Origin of the sequence: Paeniglutamicibacter kerguelensis, assembly GCF_017876535.1 — a bacterium.
GTDB classification, from domain to species: domain Bacteria; phylum Actinomycetota; class Actinomycetes; order Actinomycetales; family Micrococcaceae; genus Paeniglutamicibacter; species Paeniglutamicibacter kerguelensis.
This window is the reverse complement of the sequence record NZ_JAGIOF010000001.1, coordinates 2,203,305-2,222,680: the sequence shown is the minus strand read 5'-3', so window position 1 is coordinate 2,222,680 and position 19,376 is coordinate 2,203,305. Positions and strand designations below refer to the sequence as shown.

Genomic DNA, 19,376 nt, shown 5'->3' with positions numbered 1-19,376 from the left:
GGTTCGGGGCCCTAGGAAAAGCGGCGGTGCGGCAGCGCCGTGACGCCGCTGGGCAACGGAGGCAGCCCGGCGAAGGTGCAGACCATCTCCGCCCACGCCTCCAGGTGCGCCGAGATGTTCTCGTCCCCGGGGGTCCAGGACGCGCGCAACTCGATGTCGATGGTGTCGTTGCGCTCGGCCAGGGTTCCGTAGCTCTCCGAGAGCACGCGGGTCGCGGTGCCTCCGGCCTGGCGGTACTTCGCCCCGGATTCGGTCAGGGCGTCGACCAGCCAGGTCCAGGCCACCGAACCGAGCATTGCGTCGTTGCCCATTTCCGACTCTATGCGCGCCCTGATGTAGGTCACGATGCGGAAGCTGCCGTCCCAGAGGGCGGAGCCGGCCGGGTCGTGCAGCAGGATGAAGCGGCCGGTGGCGAGTTCCTCCCCGTGGACCGACTGCGGATCGGATCCCGTCTTGCCCGCGCCAAGGGCGCTGCGCGGCACGCGCTCGTGCACGTCGGCGGCCAACGCCAGCGCGTAGGGGGCAAGCCGTGCCGGGGCCGGAATCTCTTCCAGGCGCAATTCGCTGCGGCAGCTGGTGCGGCGCACCGCGGCCAGTGCCTCGAGGAACGCGGGCGGCACTACTGATATCGGTCCATGTGAACTCACATGGCGAGTCTAAAGCGCGGGGGCTCTTTGTCGCGTCAAGGCACGCCGGGAGGGGATTGAGTCGTGTCGCCGCCTCCCGGCGCCGCACCGTTCCGAGCGGGTTGCGTCAGCCCTGGAGCGCTGACATTTCTTCCCTGAGCGCCGCGACAAAGGCGTCCACGTCGGCCTCGGTGGTGTCAAAGGAGCACATCCAGCGGACCTGGCCCGCGGCGCGGTCCCAGTCGTAGAAGCGGAAACGCTCGCGCAGCGCGTCGGCCGCGGCGTTGGGCAGTGCGGCGAAGACGCCGTTGGCCTGCGTCGGGTAGACAAGCTCCACGCCGTCGACCTGGGCGACCGCGGCGCTGAGCTTTGCGGCCATGGCGTTGGCGTGTGCGGCCGAGTCCAGCCACAGGTCCCCGTCGTAGAGGGCCAGCAGCTGGGCGGAGATGAAGCGCATCTTGGAGGCAAGCTGCATGTTCATCTTGCGCAGGTACTTCATCGAATCGGCGGGGCCGGGGGACAGCGTGACGATGCCCTCGCCGAACATGATGCCGTTCTTGGTGCCGCCCAGGGAGAGGATGTCGATCCCGGTGCCGGTGGTCATCTCGCCCAGGCCGACGCCGAGCGCTGCCGCGGCGTTGGAGATCCGGGCGCCGTCCATGTGCACGCGCATGCCCAGCGAGTGGGCGTGGGCGGTGATGGCGCGCAGCTCCTCGAGCGTGTAGAGGGTGCCGAGCTCGGTGGACTGGGTCAGCGAGACGGCCAGCGGCTGGGCGCGGTGTTCGTCGCCCCAGCCCCAGGCCTCGCGGTCGATCAGCTCGGGGGTCAGCTTGCCGTCCGGGGTAGGCACCGAAAGCAGCTTCATGCCGCCCACGCGCTCCGGGGCGCCGTTCTCGTCGCAGTTGATGTGGGCGGTCGTGGCGCAGATGACCGCACCCCAACGCGGCAGCAGCGACTGCAGGGCGGTGACGTTGGCGCCGGTGCCGTTGAAGACCGGGAAGATCGTGGCCTCCGGGCCGAAGTGCCCGTTGACGACCTCACCGAGCCGCTGGGTGTACTGGTCCTCGCCGTAGGAGACCTGGTGGCCGCCGTTGGCCTCGGCCAGGGCCGCAAGCACCTCCGGGTGGACGCCGGAGTAGTTGTCGGAGGCGAAGCCGCGCACCGAGGAATCGTGCAGGGATGATGTCACGGGGGAAGTCACGGGGGAAGGGTCCTAACTCGTCAAAAGTGTTGATGGCATGGGCAAAAAGCCCATGCGTCCGTAAAAGTGTAACGCCGGTCTCAGAGTGCGGGCAGCAGGATGCGTGCCCCGTTGAGCGTGGCGGCGTCGGTGGTGAAGAGTGAAACCGCGGCGGCACCGAGCGCTTCGACGTCGGTGAAGCCCGCAACGTTGCGTTCGGGATGCGCCGTCCGGGAGGCCTCGTCGCTGAAGGCCTTGATCACCCAGCGGACCGCCGCGGCGCGCTGCGGTTCCGGGGCGGCTTTGTTACCCGATTGCGCGCTGCCCATGGCCGCGGCGACCGAGCGCATCCAGGCCTCGGCGCCGGCCTTGGCGGTGGTGTAGTTGGCGTTGGAGCCGCTGGGCGAATCGACGGCCGTTGCGCTGACGATCGCCGCGCGGCCGCGCGGTGAGGCCAGCAGGTCCTCGTGGAACACCCGGGTGGTGTTGCGCAGCGTCGTGATTATCTGGGTGTGCAGGAAATCGGCGTCGTCATCCGACTGCCCGGCCAGCCCCTGGCCGCCGCGCCAGCCGCCGACCAGGTGCAGCAGCCCGTCGATGCGGCCGCGTTCGGTGTCGATGAGCTGGTGCAGCTCGGTGACGGCCGCGTGGTTGGCCAGGTCCACCTCGTAGCGCCCGTGCACGAAGGGCAGGCGTTCTGCGAGCCGGTCAGCGTTGGACCCGGCCGCCAGGACAGTCGCCCCGGCATCGCACAGGGCGTGCGCCGCCGCCACCCCGGCCGGGGAGGTGGCCCCGGCGATGAGTACTGTCAGATCGGATAACTTTGCCATGATCGAGAGTTTAGACCTCACAGGTAGCGGTGGTGCAAGGGGTCCCGCGAGGGACCCCTTGCACCACCGGGGGATTAGAGTGCGCTGGAACCGGTCATGCCGATGGTCGATTCGATGACGGGGGTCATCTTCTTGCCCAGCGCCTCGTAGAACATCGACAGCGGGAACTCGTCGTCCAGCACCTGGTCGGTCATCTCGCGCAGCGGCGCCGTCAACGGCAGGGCGTCCGGACCCTTGGCCCAGACCGAGGCCGGGTGCGGGGTCAGCGTTGCGGAGACCAGCTCGTAGGCTGCCAGCCAGTGCGCGATCTTCGGGCGGTCAATGGAGCGCCAGTACAACTCGTCGATGGCATCTCCCAGGGCGGACACCACGGCCGGGACCTCGTCCCAGTCGATGGCCAGCTTGGTGTCGGTCCAGTGCAGCACGTGGTGCTGGTGCATCCACGCGAAGAGCAGCTGGCCACCCACGGCGTCGTAGTTGCGGTGGCGGGTGCCGGTGATGGCAAAGCGGAAGATCCGGTCGAAGATGACTGCGTACTGGACCAGCTTGGCGTGGTGGCGGGTTTCCGCGTCCTGGGATTCGTCGCCCTGGATCTTCACGCATTCGCGGAATGCGGTCAGGTCGCAACGCAGCTCCTCCAGCGAGTACAGGAAGTAGGGCATGCGCTGCTTGATCATGAACGGGTCGAAGGGCAGGTCCCCGCGCATGTGGGTGCGGTCGTGGATCAGGTCCCACATCACGAAGGTTTCCTCGGTCAGCGCCTGGTCCCCGAGCATCGCGGCGGCGTCGGCCGGCAGTTCGAGGTTGGTGATCTCCGCGGCGGCCTTCAGCACGCGGCGGAAGCGTGCGGCCTCGCGGTCCTGGAAGATGGCGCCCCAGGTGAACGACGGGGTTTCGCGGATCGCCACGGATTCGGGGAAGAGCACCGCGGAGTTGGTGTCGTAGCCGGGGGTGAAGTCCAGGAAGCGCAGCGGGACAAAGAGCTTGTTGCCGTAGTCCCCGGCCTCGAGCGCGCCGATGAACTCTGGCCAGATGACCTCGACGAGCACTGCCTCTAGCAGCCGGTTGGTGGAGCCGTTCTGCGTGTACATGGGGAAGAGGACCAGGTGGCGCAGTCCGTCCTCACGCTGAGTCTGCGGCTGGAAGCCCAGCAGTGAATCCAGGAAGTCGGGCACGCCAAAGCTCGCCGAGCGCCAGGTGTGGAGGTCCCCGACGAGGGCTTCGAGGTACTCGGCGTCGTGGGGGAACTGCGGTGCGAGGGTGTGGAGCGCCTCGACGATCGATTCGACCAGTTCGGCCGCGCGGGCGTAGTTGGCGGCCTCGGGCACCGATCCATCCTTGACCTGGAGGGTCTGGAACTCGGTCGCGGCATGCTTGAGGGTAGTCCAGGCTTCGGAGGATACGAGCTCGGAGTTTGACAACGGCTTGGGAAGGGTCGCGTGGGTCATGATCTGACACCCCTTTCGGTGTGGATGGGCGTGTCACGGCGTTGCCGCCGTGACCTTCTGTATCCAGCCTACTGAGATGCGATGGTTACTGATCGAAAATATGCCCTAGCATTAGTTTCTCTAACGCTCCGAACCGTTGTCGACCTCCAAGGCGCGACTAGTGGGAATGCTCGGGCGGGGACGGCCGGTGACCGACCGGTCCCTCCCGGAAAATCCGAAGCCTACTTGGTGGTTTTCAGCCGAAGCGAGACCGAGTTCATGCAATAGCGCTGGTCTGTAGGCGTATTGAACCCCTCGCCCTCGAAAACATGGCCAAGGTGCGAATCGCAGGCGGCGCAACGAACCTCGACCCGGACCATGCCGAGGGTCGAATCGCGGATGTATCGAACGCGGTCCTCGGCCAATGGCGCGAAGAACGACGGCCAGCCGCAGCCCGCGTCGAACTTGGCGTTGCTGGTGAAGAGTTCCTGGCCGCAGGCGCGGCAGGCATAGACACCCTCCGTCTTGGTGTCCCAGTACTCCCCGGTGAACGGACGCTCGGTGCCTGCCTTGCGAAGCACCCGGTACTCGTCGGGGGTCAGTTCACTGCGCCACTGTTCCTCGGTCTTCTTCACTGTAGGTTCCTCCGGCGCTGGAGATTGGTCTGAATGCTGGCTATCGCTCATAGTGGGTTCAACGCCGCATCGACCGTGGCCATTCCCGATATCGGCACCCCGTGTGCCGGCACGGGTTCGATGCCGCCGGCGATTCGCTCGGAGAAAAACTGCCGCACCGGCGCAGGGCGGCATCGCAAAGATTTGCGATGATGTATTCATGATGGCAAAACAATCACCCCGTCTGCCGCGCACCAAGTCAACAGGCAAGGGCCTGAGCCTGGCACTATTGGGTGTCGGCGTGGGGGCCGCGGCCGGATCGGTGTTCGCCGGCAGCGTCTCTGCCCTTGCCGCGTATTTTGCCCGCCGGGTGGTTACTCCCGACGCGGTTCCGGAGGAAAGCCTGGCCATTTTGGCCGTTGTCCCGACCGATGAAGGCCGGGACATCATCCTTCCCGCCAACAAGGAATCAACTGCCCCCGGCCGTTATTCACTCTTCTTTTCGGCCGACCGCGGACACGCGCGCCTCGGCGAGCCCAAGGGGTACCGCACCGGCGACGGAACCGTCACCCGTGCGGTGGAGGAGGTCTATTCCGGAGACCTTTCCTCCGCGGTGCGCGGCAGGCTTTCCGGCGTCGTCTTCAATTCACCCTCGGACGTCGGCGTGGAATACACCGAGATCGAGATCCCCACGGAAAACGGGGGAGCCCCGGCGTGGTTTGTCGCCGGAACGGGCCGGGCCGACACCTGGGCGATCTGCGTGCACGGGCGCGGGGCCAACCGCAAGGAAGGAATCCGGGCGCTTCCCACGTTGGGGGAGCTGGGGCTCAGCTCCCTGCTGGTCTCCTACCGCAACGACGGGGTTGCCCCGGCCGCCGTCGACGGGCGCTATGGCCTGGGTGCCACGGAATGGCCGGACGTCGACGCGGCGATCGAGTATGCGCTTTCCGAGGGCGCCAAGGAAATCATGCTCTTTGGCTGGTCCATGGGAGGGGCCGTGGGCCTCCAGGCCGCCGACAGGTCCGGCAACGCACGCAGCATTTCGGCCCTGGTGCTTGACGGCCCGGTGATCAATTGGATCGACGTGCTCTCACACCAGGCAAAGCTCAACCGGATTCCGGAGGCCGTGGGACGGTTCGGCCAATGGCTGCTCAGCAACAAGGCGGGCCGGTGGTTGACCGGCCTGGCCGCACCGCTGGACCTCAAGGAACTGAACTGGGTCGAGCGGCACGACCAGCTGCGCATCCCGACGCTCATCATGCACAGCGAAGACGACGACTTCGTGCCCATCGGCCCCTCGGAACAGCTGGCCGAGCTCAACCCGGAAACGGTGGTGCTGAAGCGGTTCACGCGGGCGGGCCACACCCGCGAATGGAACGTCGACCCGGAACGCTGGGAACGCGAAGTGAAGGAATTCGTTGGCTCGGTCCTCAACTCGACCCGGCCCGGGGAAGCCGGCGAAGTGGCAGGCCAAGTGGCCGGTTAGTGGTGGGTGATGTGCGCGATCTGTGCGTCGGTCAGGCGCTGCAGGTCCGCCGGCGCCAACTCGATGTCCAACCCGCGGTGCCCGCCCGAAACGTAGATGGTTTCATGGCCCATCGCGCTTGCATCGAGGATCGTTCGCGAACGCTGTCGCTGGCCCAACGGTGAAATGCCGCCCACCACGTAGCCGGTGCGGCGTTCGGCGGCCACCGGATCGGCCATTTCCACCTTCTTGATGCCCAGGGCGGCGGCGATCGCCTTCAGGTCCAGGGACCGGTCGACGGGCACGATGCCCACCACCAGTGCCGAGGCACCTTGTTCCCCCGTGGCGACCAGCAGCGTCTTGAACACCCGGTTCGGCGCCACGCCCAGGGCCTCGGCGGCCTCCAGCCCGAAGGAAACCACGGCCGGATCGTGGGCGTAGGGGTGCAGCGTGTAGTCGACTTTTTCGCGGTCCAGCAGGGTCGTGGCCGGGGTGCCGGCCGTCGCGGTGTTTTTCTTCTTGGTCATCGCCTGTTCCTAAAGAAGGGTTTGGGCACCGGCGAAAGCCAATGCCCAAACTCGATTCCAGTCACGGTGGATGGCGTGTGCCGCCACCGGTGTTCCTACGTGTTGGGCGCCGCGAGGCGTTCATTCACCTGACGCTTGATGCGTGCCAGCATTGCAGTCATGCCGCGCAAACGCAATGGAGTCAGCGCGCGGGTGAGCCCCAACTCGTTGGGCATGTCATCGGGAACGGACAACACCGTTGCCGCGGGAAGCCCGTTGAGCCCCTGGTGAAGTATCGACGCAAAGCCGCGTGTGGTGGGCGCCTCGGGCGGGGCGGAGAAGAACAGCGAGACGTTTTGCTCCCCGGCCGGCTCGACCTCGATGGTCAGGAACAGCGGCGACTGGCATTCGACGACCTGCTCGAGCAGGTCCGGGTGGTCGGCGAAGCGCTGCGGCAGCGCGGGGAGTTCCTCGGAGAATTCCAGAAGGAGTTCCAGGCGCTCGCGTTCGGTGACGGCCTGGAAGTCGTCGACGATTTCGGCAAGTTCGTTGGGAAGGTTGCTCATGGCACTATGCTCCGAATCCGGCGGGGACGGCACCTGGCTCCGCGCCCTTGACGATGGGCACGCGCACGGCATTGCCCCATTCGGTCCAGGAACCGTCGTAGTTGCGCACGTTCTCGAAACCCAGCAGGAACTGCAGGGCGAACCACGTGTGGCTGGAACGCTCGCCGATGCGGCAGTACGTGATGATCTTGTCCCCGGGGGCCAGGCCGGCCTTGTTGAGGTAGATCTCCTCGAGCTCGTCGCGGGAACGGAAGGTTCCGTCTTCGGCAGCGGCCAGGGCCCACGGCACGGACGCGGCCGAGGGGATGTGGCCGCCGCGCAGCGCGCCTTCTTCCGGGTAGGCGGGCATGTGGGTGCGTTCGCCGCTGTATTCCTCGGCGGAGCGGACATCGATCATGGGGTTGCCGAAGTGCTGGAGCACCTGCGGCAGGAAGGCGCGGATGGTGCTGTCGTCGCGGGTGACCACCGGGTACTCGGACGGGACGATGACCGGCTTCTCGCGGGTGGTTTCCCGGCCTTCGGCGATCCACTTGTCGCGGCCGCCGTCGAGCAGGCGGACATCCTCGTGGCCGAAGAGGGTGAAGACCCACAGTGCGTAGGCCGCCCACCAGTTCGACTTGTCGCCGTAGATGACCACGGTGCTGTCGCGGCTGATGCCCTTGGATGACATCAGGGCAGCGAAGGCCTCGCCGTCGACGTAGTCGCGCGTGTCCTCGTCGTTCAGGTCCGTGTGCCAGTCGAGCTTGATGGCGTTGGGTATGTGGCCCGTGTCGTAGAGCAGGAAATCCTCGTTGGACTCGACAACAACCAGGCCCGGGGTGGAGAGGTTTGCCGCCAGCCAGTCTGTGGACACCAGCCGTTCCGGGTGGGCGTAGCTGGCGAACCGGGGATCGGCGTCGATGGGCAGGCTCATGATGAATTGACCTCGCAACAAGAAAAAGGCGGAAAAACTACTGCACTACCAGCCTAGCGATCCGGGGAGGCCAATGGTTGCCGGGCCGGATATCTTGCGCCATATTTCGCTTCCAGCGTCCGGGGAAACGGGGGCGGCGCGGCATCGGCGTGTGATGGGTCTCATTTGGTGGTTGCCGATTCACTTGGCGGTAAAATAGCGGGGGCGTGTTCCGCGCGCCGATCACCACCACACCTCGACGCTAAGGACCGTTCCGCCGTATGGCCACGATTGCGCATCTTTCCCAACGGACCCCAACGGTCTCGATTGAAGAGCTGCTTGCCGGCTTCCACCCGTCCTACCGTTTCGGCGAGGTGTCATTCGAGACGTACCGCCCGGATCCGTCGGCGCCGTCGCAGGCCGAGGCCGTCACCAAGCTCAAGCACTTCGCCAGCCACATCGGTGCCGCCAAGGGCGGCTTCTTGGGCAAGCTCTTCGGCAAGAAGAAGACCCACAAGTCCGGCATTTACCTCGACGGAGGATTCGGCGTCGGCAAGACCCACCTGCTCGCCTCGCTGTGGCACTTGGCCCCGGGCCGCAAGGCCTTCGGCACCTTCGTCGAATACACCAACCTGGTCGGCGCGCTGTCCTTCCGCCAGACGGTCGAGGTGCTCAGCACCTACTCGCTGGTCTGCATCGATGAGTTCGAGCTGGACGACCCGGGGGACACCGTGCTGATGTCCCGCCTCATGCGCGAGCTTTCCGACGCCGGCGTGAAGATCGCGGCGACCTCCAACACGCTTCCCGGCGCCTTGGGCGAGGGCCGTTTTGCGGCCGTGGACTTCCAGCGCGAAATCAAGGTGCTGGCGGAACAGTTCGACGTGCACCGTGTCGACGGCGTGGACTTCCGCCACCGCGGACTGCCGGATGCGCCGGATCCGCTGGAGGATTCGACCATCGAGGTGTTCGCCAAGGAACGCTACGGTGACAAGGCGTTCGCGATCGACGAATTCTCCGAATTGGCGGAGCATCTTTCCAAGGTCCACCCCAGCCGCTACCGCGCATTGATCGGCGACACCGACGTGCTGGTGCTGCATAACGTCGAAACGATCACCGAGCAGTCGGTTGCCCTGCGCTTTGTGGTGCTGGCCGACCGCCTCTACGACAAGGACGTGCCGATCGTTGCCTCGGGCAAGCCGTTCAGCGAGCTCTTCACCCCGGAAATGATGGCCGGCGGCTACCAGAAGAAGTACTTCCGCGCCGTCTCCCGCCTGACGGCGCTGGCCCGCGAAGGCCAGGCCGGGGAACCAGCCCTCTAAGGGCAACCACCCCGGAAACGGCCAAGGCCGCGTTGCCCCTGCACTCGATGCAGGGGCAACGCGGCCTTTTCGCGTCAGGAACGTGCCGTGCGGTCAGCCGCGCTTTCGCTCGATGAGGAAACGCAGGGCCAGGCCGGCCAGCAGGGCCCAGAAGGCGCCTCCGATCCCGCCGAAGCTGAGTCCGGACCCTGCAATCAGGAATGCGACCAATGAACTCATGCGGCTCGACGGGTCCTCCAGCGCCGAGGATGCGGCCGTGCCCAGGGTTCCAAGGAGCGCCAGTCCGGCCGCTGCTTCCAGCAGGCCGGCGGGGCTGGCGGATGCCAACGCCGTGATGGCCGCCGACGCCAAGCCCAGCAGGATGTAGAAGCCGCCCGAGGAAACGGCGGCGATCCAGCGCCTTGAGCGGTCTTCGCCCGCTTCTTCACCGGCGGCAAGTGCCGCGGAGATGGCCGCGAGGTTGATTGCATGGCCGCCAAACAGCCCCGCGATCGAGGTCCCGACGCCGGTACTGAGCATCGATGCCCGCCACGGCGTTTCGTAGTTGAAGCTCGCCAGCACCGCCACGCCGGGGACGTTCTGTGAAGCCATGGTCACGACAAAGAGCGGCAACGTGATTCCGGTGAATGCCTCGATGCTGAACACCGGGGCGGTGAACACCAGGCTTGGCATCAGTTCGCCCATGGCCCCGGATCCGGTGGCCTGCCCCATGGTGATCCCCGCGATGGCCAGCGCGGTGGCCATCGCGGCCGGAACGGCCCACCTGGGGCTGAAGCGCAGGAAGACCAGCCACACCAGGATCACCGGGGCCACGTAGAGCGGGATGTTCGAAAGCGCCACAAAAGGGGCGAGGCAGAGCTTGAGCAGCACGCCGGCAAGCATCGCCTGGGCCAGGGGGACGGGTATGGAGGCCAGCAGCCTTCCCAGCCACGGGATGGCTCCGGTTGCCGCAATCAGCACACCGGTCATGATGAATGCGCCAACCGCCTCGTTCCACCCCAGGTTGAGTCCCGCGGCCCCGGCCAGCAGGGCGGCGCCCGGGGTCGACCAGGCGGTGGTGATGGGCCGTTTCGTGAACCATGCCAGGCCGATCGCACAGATGGCGAACGTGATGGTGAGCGCAAAAAGGCCGGAGGCTGCCTGGGCGTCGGTGGCGCCCACGGCCTTGAGCCCGGTCAGGACTACGGCAAAAGATGAGGTGTATCCGACAAGGGCCGTGACCAGCCCCGCCATGATCGGTTGCATCGAGCTCGAACGCCTTGCGGGGCTTTGCTGAACGGTATGTGTCAAGACGTAACTTTCTTCACAAAACAACAAGTGCCGGTTCTGCCTCTCGGCAGTACCGGCACCCGTTTGTCGTGCCTAGGGCACAAGTCTTACAGGGATTGGAGGTGACTAGGCGGTCGGAGCCTGGTCGGTCGGAGCCTGATCGTCACCGTCGACCTTGTTGAGGAGACCCTTGGCGCTATCCTGGGCCTTGTCGATGTGCACGGCGTACTTGCCGCCGGTCTTTTCGTCGACATAGTTGCCGGCCTGGTCAATGCCACCGCTGATCTTCTCAGAGTTGTGGTGAATCAGTCCGGTGGCCTTTTCCTTCAATTCCCCGGCCTTGCCCTTCAGCCCGTCAAAAATAGACAAAAGGCACCTCCTCTCAATTTTGGGGGCTAGGTGCGCCCCCGACTGAGATTCATCCTATGTGTATCCGGCAATAAATCAACACGACCCACGCCAAGATTTGTGACATGTGGCATGGAACCGTAAGTGGCGCCTCACAAAGTGGAAGCCATATTCACTGGGATGGGCCGTACCCGTGAATCATTGGGCTGACCTGCAATAGAATCCGGGCGGGGGAGTTGGAGCCGTGCATTAACGAAAGAAGCCGCCCGATTCCGAGGAATCGAGCGGCTTCTAATCCGAGTGGACAACGAGGTTCGAACTCGCGACCTCAACCTTGGCAAGGTTGCGCTCTACCAGCTGAGCTATGTCCACATGAACATCTACACAAATAGTATAGATCTTCGTGGGCGATACTGGGTTCGAACCAGTGACCTCTTCCGTGTCAGGGAAGCGCGCTACCGCTGCGCCAATCGCCCAAAGTTGCTGCACCTGAACTCTACAGTGAATTCCTGTTCGATCAAATTGATGGAAACCAAAGGTGGTGAATCCAAGTACTGCCTGGCTTCTTTGGAAAGCCAAAGAATAAGGACCCCTCTTCAAAAGAATTGAGGCCCATATTTCTTGGAGTGGACAACGAGGTTCGAACTCGCGACCTCGACCTTGGCAAGGTCGCGCTCTACCAGCTGAGCTATGTCCACGTGAATAATCCACACACAAAGTGTTGACTGTTCGTGGGCGATACTGGGTTCGAACCAGTGACCTCTTCCGTGTCAGGGAAGCGCGCTACCGCTGCGCCAATCGCCCAAAGTTAATGCCTGGCTTCTTTGGAAAGCCAAAGAATAAGGACCCCTCTTCAAAAGAATTGAGGCCCATATTTCTTGGAGTGGACAACGAGGTTCGAACTCGCGACCTCGACCTTGGCAAGGTCGCGCTCTACCAGCTGAGCTATGTCCACGTGAATAATCCACACACAAAGTGTTGACTGTTCGTGGGCGATACTGGGTTCGAACCAGTGACCTCTTCCGTGTCAGGGAAGCGCGCTACCGCTGCGCCAATCGCCCATACTTCTTGCAAAATTCCTACGAGGTGGGGACGGGATTCGAACCCGCGTAAACGGCTTTGCAGGCCGGTGCCTCGCCTCTCGGCCACCCCACCATAACCAACGAATAGTAAACTACCAGTCGGCTGGATCGGTAAACCGATCCGGTGATTTTTATGCGAGTGGACAACGAGGTTCGAACTCGCGACCTCGACCTTGGCAAGGTCGCGCTCTACCAGCTGAGCTATGTCCACGTGTGAATCGCATTCCGCCCGGTTCGTTTCCGTTCCGTTTGGCTGCGTTCCAACGAGTAAAAACTCTATACGACGTTTACCCAAAGTTCCAAATCGGGGATTGCTTGCGGTTGAAACCGCAAATATTCCGCGTGATCTCGGGGTTTGCAACTCTCGGCAACGGGCCCAAAAACGGCGAAACGTCGTAAAAGCATGAAAAAATCTTTTTATGACTTCTCCAGCGCTGGCACAACAGACCGATTTCGGACGCATGTACGCCCGGAAAATCGGCGAACTTCCCGAGGTTCCATCCATCACCACGGTCATTGCCCAGGAAAAGATGGACATGGACGGGTGGATCGGCCATATGGCCGCAACCGCCGTGATCCAGGACGAACGGCTCGGCGATGCCGTGGGAAACAGCGCCAAGCTCAAGGCGTTGGCCCGGCAGGCGTCCTCCGCCGCCGCACAGTACCGCGACGCGGCTGCCGCCCGCGGGGACCGCGTCCACCAATACTGCGAACAAATCGCGTTGCGTGCACTGGGCCGGTCGCACCAAGCGGCCCAGGCGCGCGAGGCCCTGGCCGAAAACGGCGAGGAAGCATTCGCCGGACGGTTCGATGAGTGGTGGGAGCAATACCAGGTGCAGCCCCTGGCCGCTGAAGTCACCGTCTGGAACAGCACCATCGGGTACGCGGGAACCCTTGACCTTGTCGCAACCATCGGCGGACGCCTTTGCCTGATCGACTACAAGACCCGCGGAACCGACAGGGAAGGCCGGGTGAAACCGTTGGATCCCAAGGTGATCATGCAGCTTGCGGCCGGCGCCAAGGCGGAGGAAATGGTTGTCGATGCCACGGCAGGCACCTGGGAAGCGTGGAAATACTCACAAGACCCCATGCTCTTGGGAGTGGCGATCGGCGAGACGGAGGTGCAAACCGTCATGGCCAATCCCGAGGTGCTTCCCGCCTATTGGTCGAAGTTTTGGTCGCTTCGACAGGTGTGGGGAGCGAGCCAACGGGTGCGCGATGCCGGTTCGGCCCTGCACGTGGTGGGCCCTCCCGCATCACCGGCGAACGAGTCCGCTCGGTAGACTTGATCGAAGGCGCGGCCACAAACTGAGTGTGGCGCGTCCCTACATCCACAGCACATTGCCGGGACTCAGCCGGCGGAAGGGAGACGGATCCCCATGACCGTCTTAGGTATTCGCATCGTTGGCGATCCAATCCTGCGCACGCGGGCGGACGAGGTCACAGAATTCGGCCCCGTATTGCGCAAGCTTGTCGCGGACATGGACGAAACCATGGAAAACGTCGAAGGCGCGGGCCTTGCAGCCCCCCAGGTCGGCGTATCGCTGAGGGTTTTCACCTACCAAATCGCCGGCCAGCGCGGACACATCATCAATCCGGTCCTCGAGCTCAGTGATGACGACCAGGACGACATCTCCGAGGGCTGCCTGTCGATTCCGGGCCTCGGGTACCCGGTGACCCGCCGCCGTTGGACCCGTGCCACCGGTGTCGACGTGGACAACAACCCCGTCGTCATCGAGGGCGAGGGCTTCCTGGCCCGCTGCCTGCAGCACGAGACCGACCACCTCGATGGCATCTTGTACATCGACAGGCTCATCGGCGACCTGAAGAAGGAAGCCTTCCGCAAGCTGCGCAACACCAACTACAACAGCGTGGCCGCAACCACCGTCAACCAGCGTTCGGCGGCCCTCGGTTCGAGTTTCGGCGCTGGCGCCAGCTTCGGCGGCCAGGCATGAGGGTCCTCTTTGCCGGAACCCCGCAGGTGGCGGTCGAATCGCTGAACCGGCTGGTTGCCGACGGATTCGATGTGGTGGCCGTGCTGACCCGCGAAGACGCCCCGGTGGGACGCAAGCGCGTGCTGACCCCGTCGCCCGTGGCCGCGCGCGCCGCGGAACTGGGCCTGGAAATCATCCACGCCAACCGCATCGACGAGCAGACCCAGAAGCGCCTTGCCGCCCTGGACCTGGACATCGCCGCGATCGTCGCCTACGGCGGACTGGTCCCCGAAAAGGCGCTGACGATTCCGCGCCTTGGCTGGATCAACCTGCACTTCTCGTTGCTGCCCGCATGGCGCGGGGCGGCCCCGGTCCAGCACTCGATCATGGCCGGCGACGACATCACCGGCGCCGTCACGTTCCAACTCGAGAAGGGCCTGGACACCGGGCCGATCTTCGGAACGCTCACCGAAACCATCGACCCCGCCGACACCTCGGGGGAGCTGCTGGGCCGGCTGGCGGTCTCCGGCGCGGTGCTGCTGTCCCAGACCCTTGCCGGCCTTGACGCGGGCAAGCTCGTGGGCGTCGAGCAGCAGAGTGAAACCTCATATGCGCACAAGCTCACCCTGGTCGACGGCAAGGTCGACTGGTCGCTTCCGGCCCTGGTCATTCGCCGGCGCATCAACGGAACCACCCCGGACCCGGGCGCCTGGACCGAGCTGGACGGCCAGCGCTTCAAGCTCGGAACCCTGGTGCCGCACACCGAAGTCACCGACCTGGTCCCCGGCGAGGTCCGCATCGAACCGGGCAAGAAGCCGCGGGTCCTGGTGGGCACGGGGTCGCACGCAGTAGAACTTGGCCTGGTGCAACCACCGGGCAAGAAAATGATGAACGCAGCAGATTGGGCGCGAGGGATTCTCGCTTCCGGAACCGTGGATGAGGTGAAATTCGCATGAGCGAATTCGGACAGGGACGTTCCGACCGTCCGCGACGCAACGAGACCAACCGCGGCGGAGGCCAGGTTCGTCGAGACGATGCCGGACGCACCCGCAACCGCGGAGGCAGCGGGCAGCGCCAGTTCAGCGCCTCGGCACCCTCGGCCCGCGGACGCCGCGCCGATCCGGCGCGCCTGACTGCCTTCGAGGTGTTGCGTGCCGTTGCCGAACACGACGCCTACGCAAACCTGGTGCTACCGACCCGCATCCGCGACCACCGCCTCGATCGCCGCGACGCGGGGTTCGCCACCGAACTGACCTACGGCGCCCTGCGCGGACAGGGACTGTACGACGCGATCCTGTCCCGCTGCGTCGACCGCCCGCTGGACCAGCTGGACCCGGCGGTGCTTGACGCGCTGCGCCTGGGCGCCCACCAGCTGCTGGCCATGCGCGTTCCCAACCACGCGGCCCTCGACGAAACCGTCTCGCTGGCCCGCATGGTCATTGGCGCCGGTGCCTCGGGCCTGATCAACGCCGTGCTGCGCAAGGTCTCGCTGAAGGACCTGGACACCTGGAGCGCCGAGCTTGTTGAAGGCGTCACCGATGAAAGCGCGGCCGCGGCACTTGTCCATTCGCACCCCGAATGGATCGTTCGCGCCCTGCGCCAGGCACTTGTTGCCCATGGCCGCGACGCCAGCGAAATCAATGACCTGCTTGCCGCCGACAATCTCGCCCCCGTCGTGAACCTGGTGGCCCTTCCGGGCATCGGCTCGCTGGAGGAGGCGCTCGACAACGGCGCCGAGGTCGGCACGCTTGTTGCCGATTCGGCCTACTACCAGGGCGGGGACATCGCCCGGCTTTCCTCGGTGCGCGAAGGCAGCACCCGGGTTCAGGATGCGGGCTCCCAGCTGGTGGCCCGGGCCCTGGCCCAGGTGCCGTTGCCGGATGCCGGCGAGGACGCCTACTGGCTGGACCTGTGCGCCGGCCCCGGCGGCAAGGCGGCGCTGCTTGCGGCCTTGGCATCGGAACACGGTGCCCGCCTGACCGCCAACGAGCCCGCCGAACACCGCGCCGAACTTGTCAGCAAGGCCCTGGTTGCCGTGGATCCGGACACCTGGATGATCTCGGTGCGCGACGGCCGCGAATACGGTGAGGCCGAGTACGCCGGCGGCTACGACCGGGTCATGGTCGACGCCCCGTGCTCGGGCCTTGGCGCGCTGCGCCGCCGCCCGGAATCGCGCTGGCGCAAGAGCCCGAAGGACGTTGCCGAACTGACGATCCTGCAGGGCGAGTTGCTTGACGCGGCGCTCAGCGCGGTGCGCGTCGGCGGCGTTGTCGCCTACGTGACGTGCTCGCCACACCCGGCCGAAACCGTCGCCGTGGTCGACGACGTGCTTTCCCGCCACTCGAACGTGAAGTTGCTCGACACGGGTGCCGCACTCGAGGCCGCGGCCCTTCCGGGCATGGCATCGGCGTCCCGCAAGGTCGGTGACGGCAGCACCATCCAGCTGTGGCCGCACATCCACCGCACCGACGCCATGTTCATGGCATTGTTGACCCGTACCGCCTAGCCAGACGCAGCCCGTGTCCCGGGCCCCCCTTTCACCAGGAGCTTCAATGCGCACTTGCCAGATCAACCCGTCCATCCTCTCGGCCGACTTCACGAACCTCGAGCGTGAGTTGCACCGGATCCACACCGCTGATGCGGTGCACGTGGATGTCATGGACAACCATTTTGTGCCGAACCTGACCATCGGGCTTCCCGTGGTCCAGCGGCTCAACGAGGTCAGCGATCTGCCGTTGGACGTGCACCTGATGATCAACGACGTTGACCGGTGGGGCCCGGGCTACGCACAAGCCGGCGCGGCTTCGGTGACCTTCCACGCGGAGGCCTCCGCTGCCCCGGTGAAGTTGGCCAGGGACTTGCGGGCCGCCGGTGCGCGCGCCTCGATGGCCTTGCGTCCCGCGACGCCCATCGAACCGTACCTGGACATGCTTCCGGAACTGGACATGGTGCTGCTGATGACGGTGGAACCCGGCTTCGGGGGACAGGCCTTCCTTGACCTGGTCCTGCCGAAGATCCGGCGTACCCGCAGGGCCATCGACGGAACCGGCTTGCCCATTGCCCTGCAGGTCGACGGCGGGGTGACCCGCGAAACCATTCTGCGTGCGGCCGAGGCCGGAGCGGACGTGTTTGTCGCGGGGTCGTCGGTCTACGGCACGGAGGACCCTGCCGTGGCCGTCGACACATTACGAAACCTCGCGGCCCAAACGCCTGTATCCGTGTAATACTAAGAGCTACAACTACACAACGTGCTCCGGGGTCGGTGTAAGTCCGAACCGGCGGTTATAGTCCGCGACCCGCGCCAAAGACGTTCCTGACGGAATTTCGGAGGCACGGCTGAACTGGTGAAATTCCAGTACCGACAGTTAAAGTCTGGATGGGAGAAGCACGTACACGCAACACCTAAACCCTCACGGGTGGTGCCAAGAAAAGACGGCGGAAGTCTACGGACTTCCGATCCTCAAGTTCAGGCAGCCCCGTTCAGGATGGCAGTGAACCGTCGTATCGAAACCCCCGGAGCCGCCGCGGCTTGACAGGAGGACGATGGATTTTCTGCGGTGGCTCATTGAAGCTTTCAACTCTTACATCACGATTGGTAGCAGCGCACTGCTGGTACGCGAAGTCGTGGGCAACATCTTTGGCTTGGCTTCCGCCCTGGGCGGCATCCGCCGCAAGGTCTGGGCCTGGCCGGTCGGCATCATCGGCAACGCCCTGTTGCTGACCGTCTTCCTCGGCAGCATCTTCGGCAACGACGGAACCGCCAACCTGCTCGGCCAAGCCGGGCGACAAATCATGTTCATTGCCGTTTCCATTTACGGTTGGCGTCGCTGGAAGTCCAGCCAAAATTCCGGGGGCAGCGCAGTCACCCCGCGCTGGGCCACGAAAACGGAACGACTCGGCATGGCCGCGATCCTTGTCATTGGCACCGTCGCACTCACACCGATCTTCGGGGCACTGGGCTCCTACGATCCGGTGTGGGCCGACGCCTGGACCTTCGTGGGGTCGCTGCTCGCCACCTACGGCATGGCCAGGGGGCTTGTCGAGTTCTGGCTCATCTGGGTACTGGTCGACGTGGTCGGGGTGCCCCTGCTTTTCAGCGCCGGATACTACGCAAGCGCCTTCATGTACCTGTTTTATGGGTGCTTCACCCTCATTGGCTTCTTTGTTTGGTGGAAGGCCCAAAACAGCTCCAAGCCAACCATTGAGGCGAAAATGCCCGATCCCACGGTCAAGGTGGGCAACTGATGCAAGCGGACCGCCGGATCGCCGGAATGCGGGTTGCCCTGGAACTGGCCAAACGCGGAGTCCGCGGGGCCAACCCGCTGGTGGGCGCTGTCATCATTGATTCGTCGGGAAGCATCCTCGCCACCGGATACCACCGTGGTGCGGGAACGCCCCATGCGGAAGCCGACGCCCTCACCCGGCTCGGCCCCATCCCGGCCGACGCGGCCCGCGAGGCCACCATGCTGGTGACCCTCGAGCCGTGCAACCACGTGGGACGGACCGGACCCTGCGCCCAAGCGATCATCGATGCCGGCATCGGCAAGGTCGTATATGCGGCAAAGGACGAGGGTTCGGAGGCTGCCGGCGGTGCCGCGCGGCTGCGCGCCGCCGGGGTGAACGTCGAACAGGGCCTGCTGGAAACCGATGCCCTTGACCTGAACCACCGCTGGTTCCTTGCCCGTGCCGGGAAACGTCCATTCACGACGCTGCACCTGGCCCAGACGCTCGACGGGCGGATTGCCGCCGCGGATGGAACCAGTCAGTGGATCACCTCGCCGGATTCCCTGCGCCATGCGCACCAGATCCGCTCGCGGGTGGACGCCATCGTGGTCGGCACCGGCACGGTGCTTGCCGATGACCCGCGGCTCAATGCGCGAGACGAACACGGCCGGCCCTTCGACCGCCAACCCCGCCGCATTGTGATGGGGGAGCGCGAGATCCCGGCGGGGGCAGCCCTCGCCGCCGATGCGAACTGGGAACAGATCCGTTCCCACGACCCGCGGATGGTGCTGGGGCGGCTGCACGAAGCGGGGATCTCCCACGTGCTCATTGAGGGAGGATCCTCGATCATCACGGCGTTCCTGGCCGAAGACCTGGTCGACGAGATCTACCTCTACCAGGCGCCCATTTTCTTGGGCGCCGGTCGACAAAGCATCGGGGACCTCGGGGTCGGCACGCTGGGCGACGCCCGTGCCTTCCGCCTTGATCCCATCGACGGTGAATCGGTGCAAATCCTCGGCACCGACACCCTCACCCACCTAGAACCAATTCCGGTCCGGCTGCCCGGGCGCAGCACCGCATCGTAAGGACAACAA

Annotated in this window: 19 protein-coding genes, 8 tRNA genes and 1 riboswitch; of the genes, 9 read left to right on the top strand and 18 right to left on the bottom strand. The window is 65.0% G+C overall.

Annotated elements, in window-relative coordinates; genetic code table 11:
• Nucleotides 1-11: 11 nt before the first annotated feature.
• The 5 genes from JOF47_RS10140 to msrB form a co-directional block, all read right to left on the bottom strand.
• Entirely contained in the window at nt 12-647 is a 636-nt protein-coding gene (locus JOF47_RS10140; protein WP_342592753.1) for a DUF3000 domain-containing protein, read from the bottom strand.
• 106 nt (nt 648-753) lie between these two features.
• Entirely contained in the window at nt 754-1,815 is a 1,062-nt protein-coding gene (locus JOF47_RS10135; protein WP_209997453.1) for a threonine aldolase family protein, read from the bottom strand.
• A 92-nt stretch (nt 1,816-1,907) separates the two neighbouring features.
• Nucleotides 1,908-2,636 (bottom strand): SDR family oxidoreductase, encoded by a 729-nt coding sequence (locus JOF47_RS10130; RefSeq protein WP_209997452.1) that lies wholly within the window; start codon nt 2,634-2,636, stop codon nt 1,908-1,910.
• Nucleotides 2,637-2,710: 74 nt separating this feature from the next.
• Nucleotides 2,711-4,084 carry a DUF6421 family protein gene (locus JOF47_RS10125; RefSeq protein WP_209997451.1) on the bottom strand — a complete coding sequence of 458 codons (1,374 nt, stop codon included), beginning with the start codon at nt 4,082-4,084 and terminating at the stop codon, nt 2,711-2,713.
• Nucleotides 4,085-4,305: 221 nt separating this feature from the next.
• On the bottom strand, nt 4,306-4,749 hold the full coding sequence (gene msrB / locus JOF47_RS10120) for a peptide-methionine (R)-S-oxide reductase MsrB (RefSeq protein WP_209997450.1): 444 nt from the start codon (nt 4,747-4,749) through the stop codon (nt 4,306-4,308).
• A 148-nt stretch (nt 4,750-4,897) separates the two neighbouring features.
• Here msrB and JOF47_RS10115 point away from each other — a divergent pair, with 148 nt between their 5' ends.
• Complete coding sequence (locus tag JOF47_RS10115) at nt 4,898-6,163, top strand: alpha/beta hydrolase family protein (RefSeq protein ID WP_245356331.1); 1,266 nt, start codon at nt 4,898-4,900, stop codon at nt 6,161-6,163.
• Here the strand turns inward: JOF47_RS10115 and ybaK are convergent.
• The 3 genes from ybaK to JOF47_RS10100 all read right to left on the bottom strand — a co-directional run bounded on the left by ybaK (nt 6,160) and on the right by JOF47_RS10100 (nt 8,127).
• On the bottom strand, nt 6,160-6,669 hold the full coding sequence (gene ybaK / locus JOF47_RS10110; RefSeq protein WP_209997449.1) for a Cys-tRNA(Pro) deacylase: 510 nt from the start codon (nt 6,667-6,669) through the stop codon (nt 6,160-6,162). The two genes, JOF47_RS10115 and ybaK, sit on opposite strands and share 4 nt — an antisense overlap.
• 95 nt (nt 6,670-6,764) lie before the next feature.
• The gene (locus tag JOF47_RS10105) at nt 6,765-7,214 is read right to left on the bottom strand and encodes a SufE family protein (protein ID WP_209997448.1); all 450 of its coding nucleotides are present in this window, start codon (nt 7,212-7,214) and stop codon (nt 6,765-6,767) included.
• Nucleotides 7,215-7,218: 4 nt separating this feature from the next.
• A complete protein-coding gene (locus JOF47_RS10100; protein ID WP_209997447.1) occupies nt 7,219-8,127 on the bottom strand; it encodes a sulfurtransferase in 909 nt (302 codons plus the stop codon).
• A 260-nt stretch (nt 8,128-8,387) separates the two neighbouring features.
• On the opposite strand from JOF47_RS10100, the gene zapE reads away from it, so the two are divergent.
• Entirely contained in the window at nt 8,388-9,425 is a 1,038-nt protein-coding gene (gene zapE / locus JOF47_RS10095) for a cell division protein ZapE (protein ID WP_209997446.1), read from the top strand.
• 93 nt (nt 9,426-9,518) lie between these two features.
• Here zapE and JOF47_RS10090 read toward each other — a convergent pair whose 3' ends face one another.
• The 10 genes from JOF47_RS10090 to JOF47_RS10045 form a co-directional block, all read right to left on the bottom strand.
• Nucleotides 9,519-10,715: a benzoate/H(+) symporter BenE family transporter gene (locus JOF47_RS10090; protein ID WP_209997445.1), complete on the bottom strand. Its 1,197-nt coding sequence runs from the start codon at nt 10,713-10,715 to the stop codon at nt 9,519-9,521.
• A gap of 105 nt (nt 10,716-10,820) precedes the next feature.
• A complete protein-coding gene (locus JOF47_RS10085; RefSeq protein WP_209997444.1) occupies nt 10,821-11,063 on the bottom strand; it encodes an antitoxin in 243 nt (80 codons plus the stop codon).
• Nucleotides 11,064-11,341: 278 nt separating this feature from the next.
• Nucleotides 11,342-11,414: transfer RNA gene (locus tag JOF47_RS10080), tRNA-Gly, on the bottom strand.
• Nucleotides 11,415-11,446: 32 nt separating this feature from the next.
• Nucleotides 11,447-11,518: transfer RNA gene (locus JOF47_RS10075), tRNA-Val, on the bottom strand.
• A gap of 146 nt (nt 11,519-11,664) precedes the next feature.
• A tRNA-Gly gene (locus JOF47_RS10070) sits at nt 11,665-11,740 on the bottom strand.
• 34 nt (nt 11,741-11,774) lie between these two features.
• Nucleotides 11,775-11,846: transfer RNA gene (locus tag JOF47_RS10065), tRNA-Val, on the bottom strand.
• A 75-nt stretch (nt 11,847-11,921) separates the two neighbouring features.
• Nucleotides 11,922-11,997, bottom strand: a tRNA-Gly gene (locus JOF47_RS10060).
• A gap of 34 nt (nt 11,998-12,031) precedes the next feature.
• A tRNA-Val gene (locus tag JOF47_RS10055) sits at nt 12,032-12,103 on the bottom strand.
• 23 nt (nt 12,104-12,126) lie between these two features.
• Nucleotides 12,127-12,197 (bottom strand) — tRNA-Cys (locus JOF47_RS10050).
• A gap of 65 nt (nt 12,198-12,262) precedes the next feature.
• A tRNA-Gly gene (locus JOF47_RS10045) sits at nt 12,263-12,335 on the bottom strand.
• Nucleotides 12,336-12,543: 208 nt separating this feature from the next.
• On the opposite strand from JOF47_RS10045, the gene JOF47_RS10040 reads away from it, so the two are divergent.
• The 7 genes from JOF47_RS10040 (at nt 12,544) to ribD (ending at nt 19,367) form a co-directional block, all read left to right on the top strand.
• Nucleotides 12,544-13,407 carry a cytochrome gene (locus JOF47_RS10040; RefSeq protein ID WP_209997443.1) on the top strand — a complete coding sequence of 288 codons (864 nt, stop codon included), beginning with the start codon at nt 12,544-12,546 and terminating at the stop codon, nt 13,405-13,407.
• 96 nt (nt 13,408-13,503) lie between these two features.
• Nucleotides 13,504-14,079, top strand: a complete 576-nt coding sequence (gene def, locus JOF47_RS10035; RefSeq protein WP_209997442.1) for a peptide deformylase — start codon at nt 13,504-13,506, stop codon at nt 14,077-14,079.
• On the top strand, nt 14,076-15,014 hold the full coding sequence (gene fmt / locus JOF47_RS10030; RefSeq protein ID WP_209997441.1) for a methionyl-tRNA formyltransferase: 939 nt from the start codon (nt 14,076-14,078) through the stop codon (nt 15,012-15,014). The genes def and fmt overlap by 4 nt, the downstream gene beginning before the upstream one ends.
• Nucleotides 15,011-16,564: an RsmB/NOP family class I SAM-dependent RNA methyltransferase gene (locus JOF47_RS10025; protein WP_209997440.1), complete on the top strand. Its 1,554-nt coding sequence runs from the start codon at nt 15,011-15,013 to the stop codon at nt 16,562-16,564. Before fmt ends, JOF47_RS10025 begins: the two co-directional genes overlap by 4 nt.
• 46 nt (nt 16,565-16,610) lie before the next feature.
• A complete protein-coding gene (gene rpe, locus JOF47_RS10020) occupies nt 16,611-17,282 on the top strand; it encodes a ribulose-phosphate 3-epimerase (RefSeq protein WP_209997439.1) in 672 nt (223 codons plus the stop codon).
• Between the two features lie 21 nt (nt 17,283-17,303).
• Nucleotides 17,304-17,450, top strand: a riboswitch (FMN riboswitch).
• Between the two features lie 151 nt (nt 17,451-17,601).
• Entirely contained in the window at nt 17,602-18,303 is a 702-nt protein-coding gene (gene pnuC, locus JOF47_RS10015) for a nicotinamide riboside transporter PnuC (RefSeq protein WP_209997438.1), read from the top strand.
• Nucleotides 18,303-19,367: a bifunctional diaminohydroxyphosphoribosylaminopyrimidine deaminase/5-amino-6-(5-phosphoribosylamino)uracil reductase RibD gene (gene ribD, locus JOF47_RS10010; protein WP_209997437.1), complete on the top strand. Its 1,065-nt coding sequence runs from the start codon at nt 18,303-18,305 to the stop codon at nt 19,365-19,367. Before pnuC ends, ribD begins: the two co-directional genes overlap by 1 nt.
• Nucleotides 19,368-19,376 lie beyond the last annotated feature (9 nt).

Bases quoted from the DNA above. Each gene is read 5' to 3' on its own strand.
- def (WP_209997442.1), top strand. From the start codon at position 13,504: ATGACCGTCTTAGGTATTCGCATCGTTGGCGATCCAATCCTGCGCACG.
- JOF47_RS10125 (WP_209997451.1), bottom strand. From the start codon at position 4,084: ATGACCCACGCGACCCTTCCCAAGCCGTTGTCAAACTCCGAGCTCGTA.
- rpe (WP_209997439.1), top strand. From the start codon at position 16,611: ATGCGCACTTGCCAGATCAACCCGTCCATCCTCTCGGCCGACTTCACG.
- msrB (WP_209997450.1), bottom strand. From the start codon at position 4,749: ATGAGCGATAGCCAGCATTCAGACCAATCTCCAGCGCCGGAGGAACCT.
- JOF47_RS10105 (WP_209997448.1), bottom strand. From the start codon at position 7,214: ATGAGCAACCTTCCCAACGAACTTGCCGAAATCGTCGACGACTTCCAG.
- pnuC (WP_209997438.1), top strand. From the start codon at position 17,602: ATGGATTTTCTGCGGTGGCTCATTGAAGCTTTCAACTCTTACATCACG.
- zapE (WP_209997446.1), top strand. From the start codon at position 8,388: ATGGCCACGATTGCGCATCTTTCCCAACGGACCCCAACGGTCTCGATT.
- ribD (WP_209997437.1), top strand. From the start codon at position 18,303: ATGCAAGCGGACCGCCGGATCGCCGGAATGCGGGTTGCCCTGGAACTG.
- JOF47_RS10025 (WP_209997440.1), top strand. From the start codon at position 15,011: ATGAGCGAATTCGGACAGGGACGTTCCGACCGTCCGCGACGCAACGAG.
- fmt (WP_209997441.1), top strand. From the start codon at position 14,076: ATGAGGGTCCTCTTTGCCGGAACCCCGCAGGTGGCGGTCGAATCGCTG.
- JOF47_RS10115 (WP_245356331.1), top strand. From the start codon at position 4,898: ATGATGGCAAAACAATCACCCCGTCTGCCGCGCACCAAGTCAACAGGC.
- JOF47_RS10100 (WP_209997447.1), bottom strand. From the start codon at position 8,127: ATGAGCCTGCCCATCGACGCCGATCCCCGGTTCGCCAGCTACGCCCAC.
- JOF47_RS10040 (WP_209997443.1), top strand. From the start codon at position 12,544: ATGACTTCTCCAGCGCTGGCACAACAGACCGATTTCGGACGCATGTAC.
- JOF47_RS10130 (WP_209997452.1), bottom strand. From the start codon at position 2,636: ATGGCAAAGTTATCCGATCTGACAGTACTCATCGCCGGGGCCACCTCC.
- ybaK (WP_209997449.1), bottom strand. From the start codon at position 6,669: ATGACCAAGAAGAAAAACACCGCGACGGCCGGCACCCCGGCCACGACC.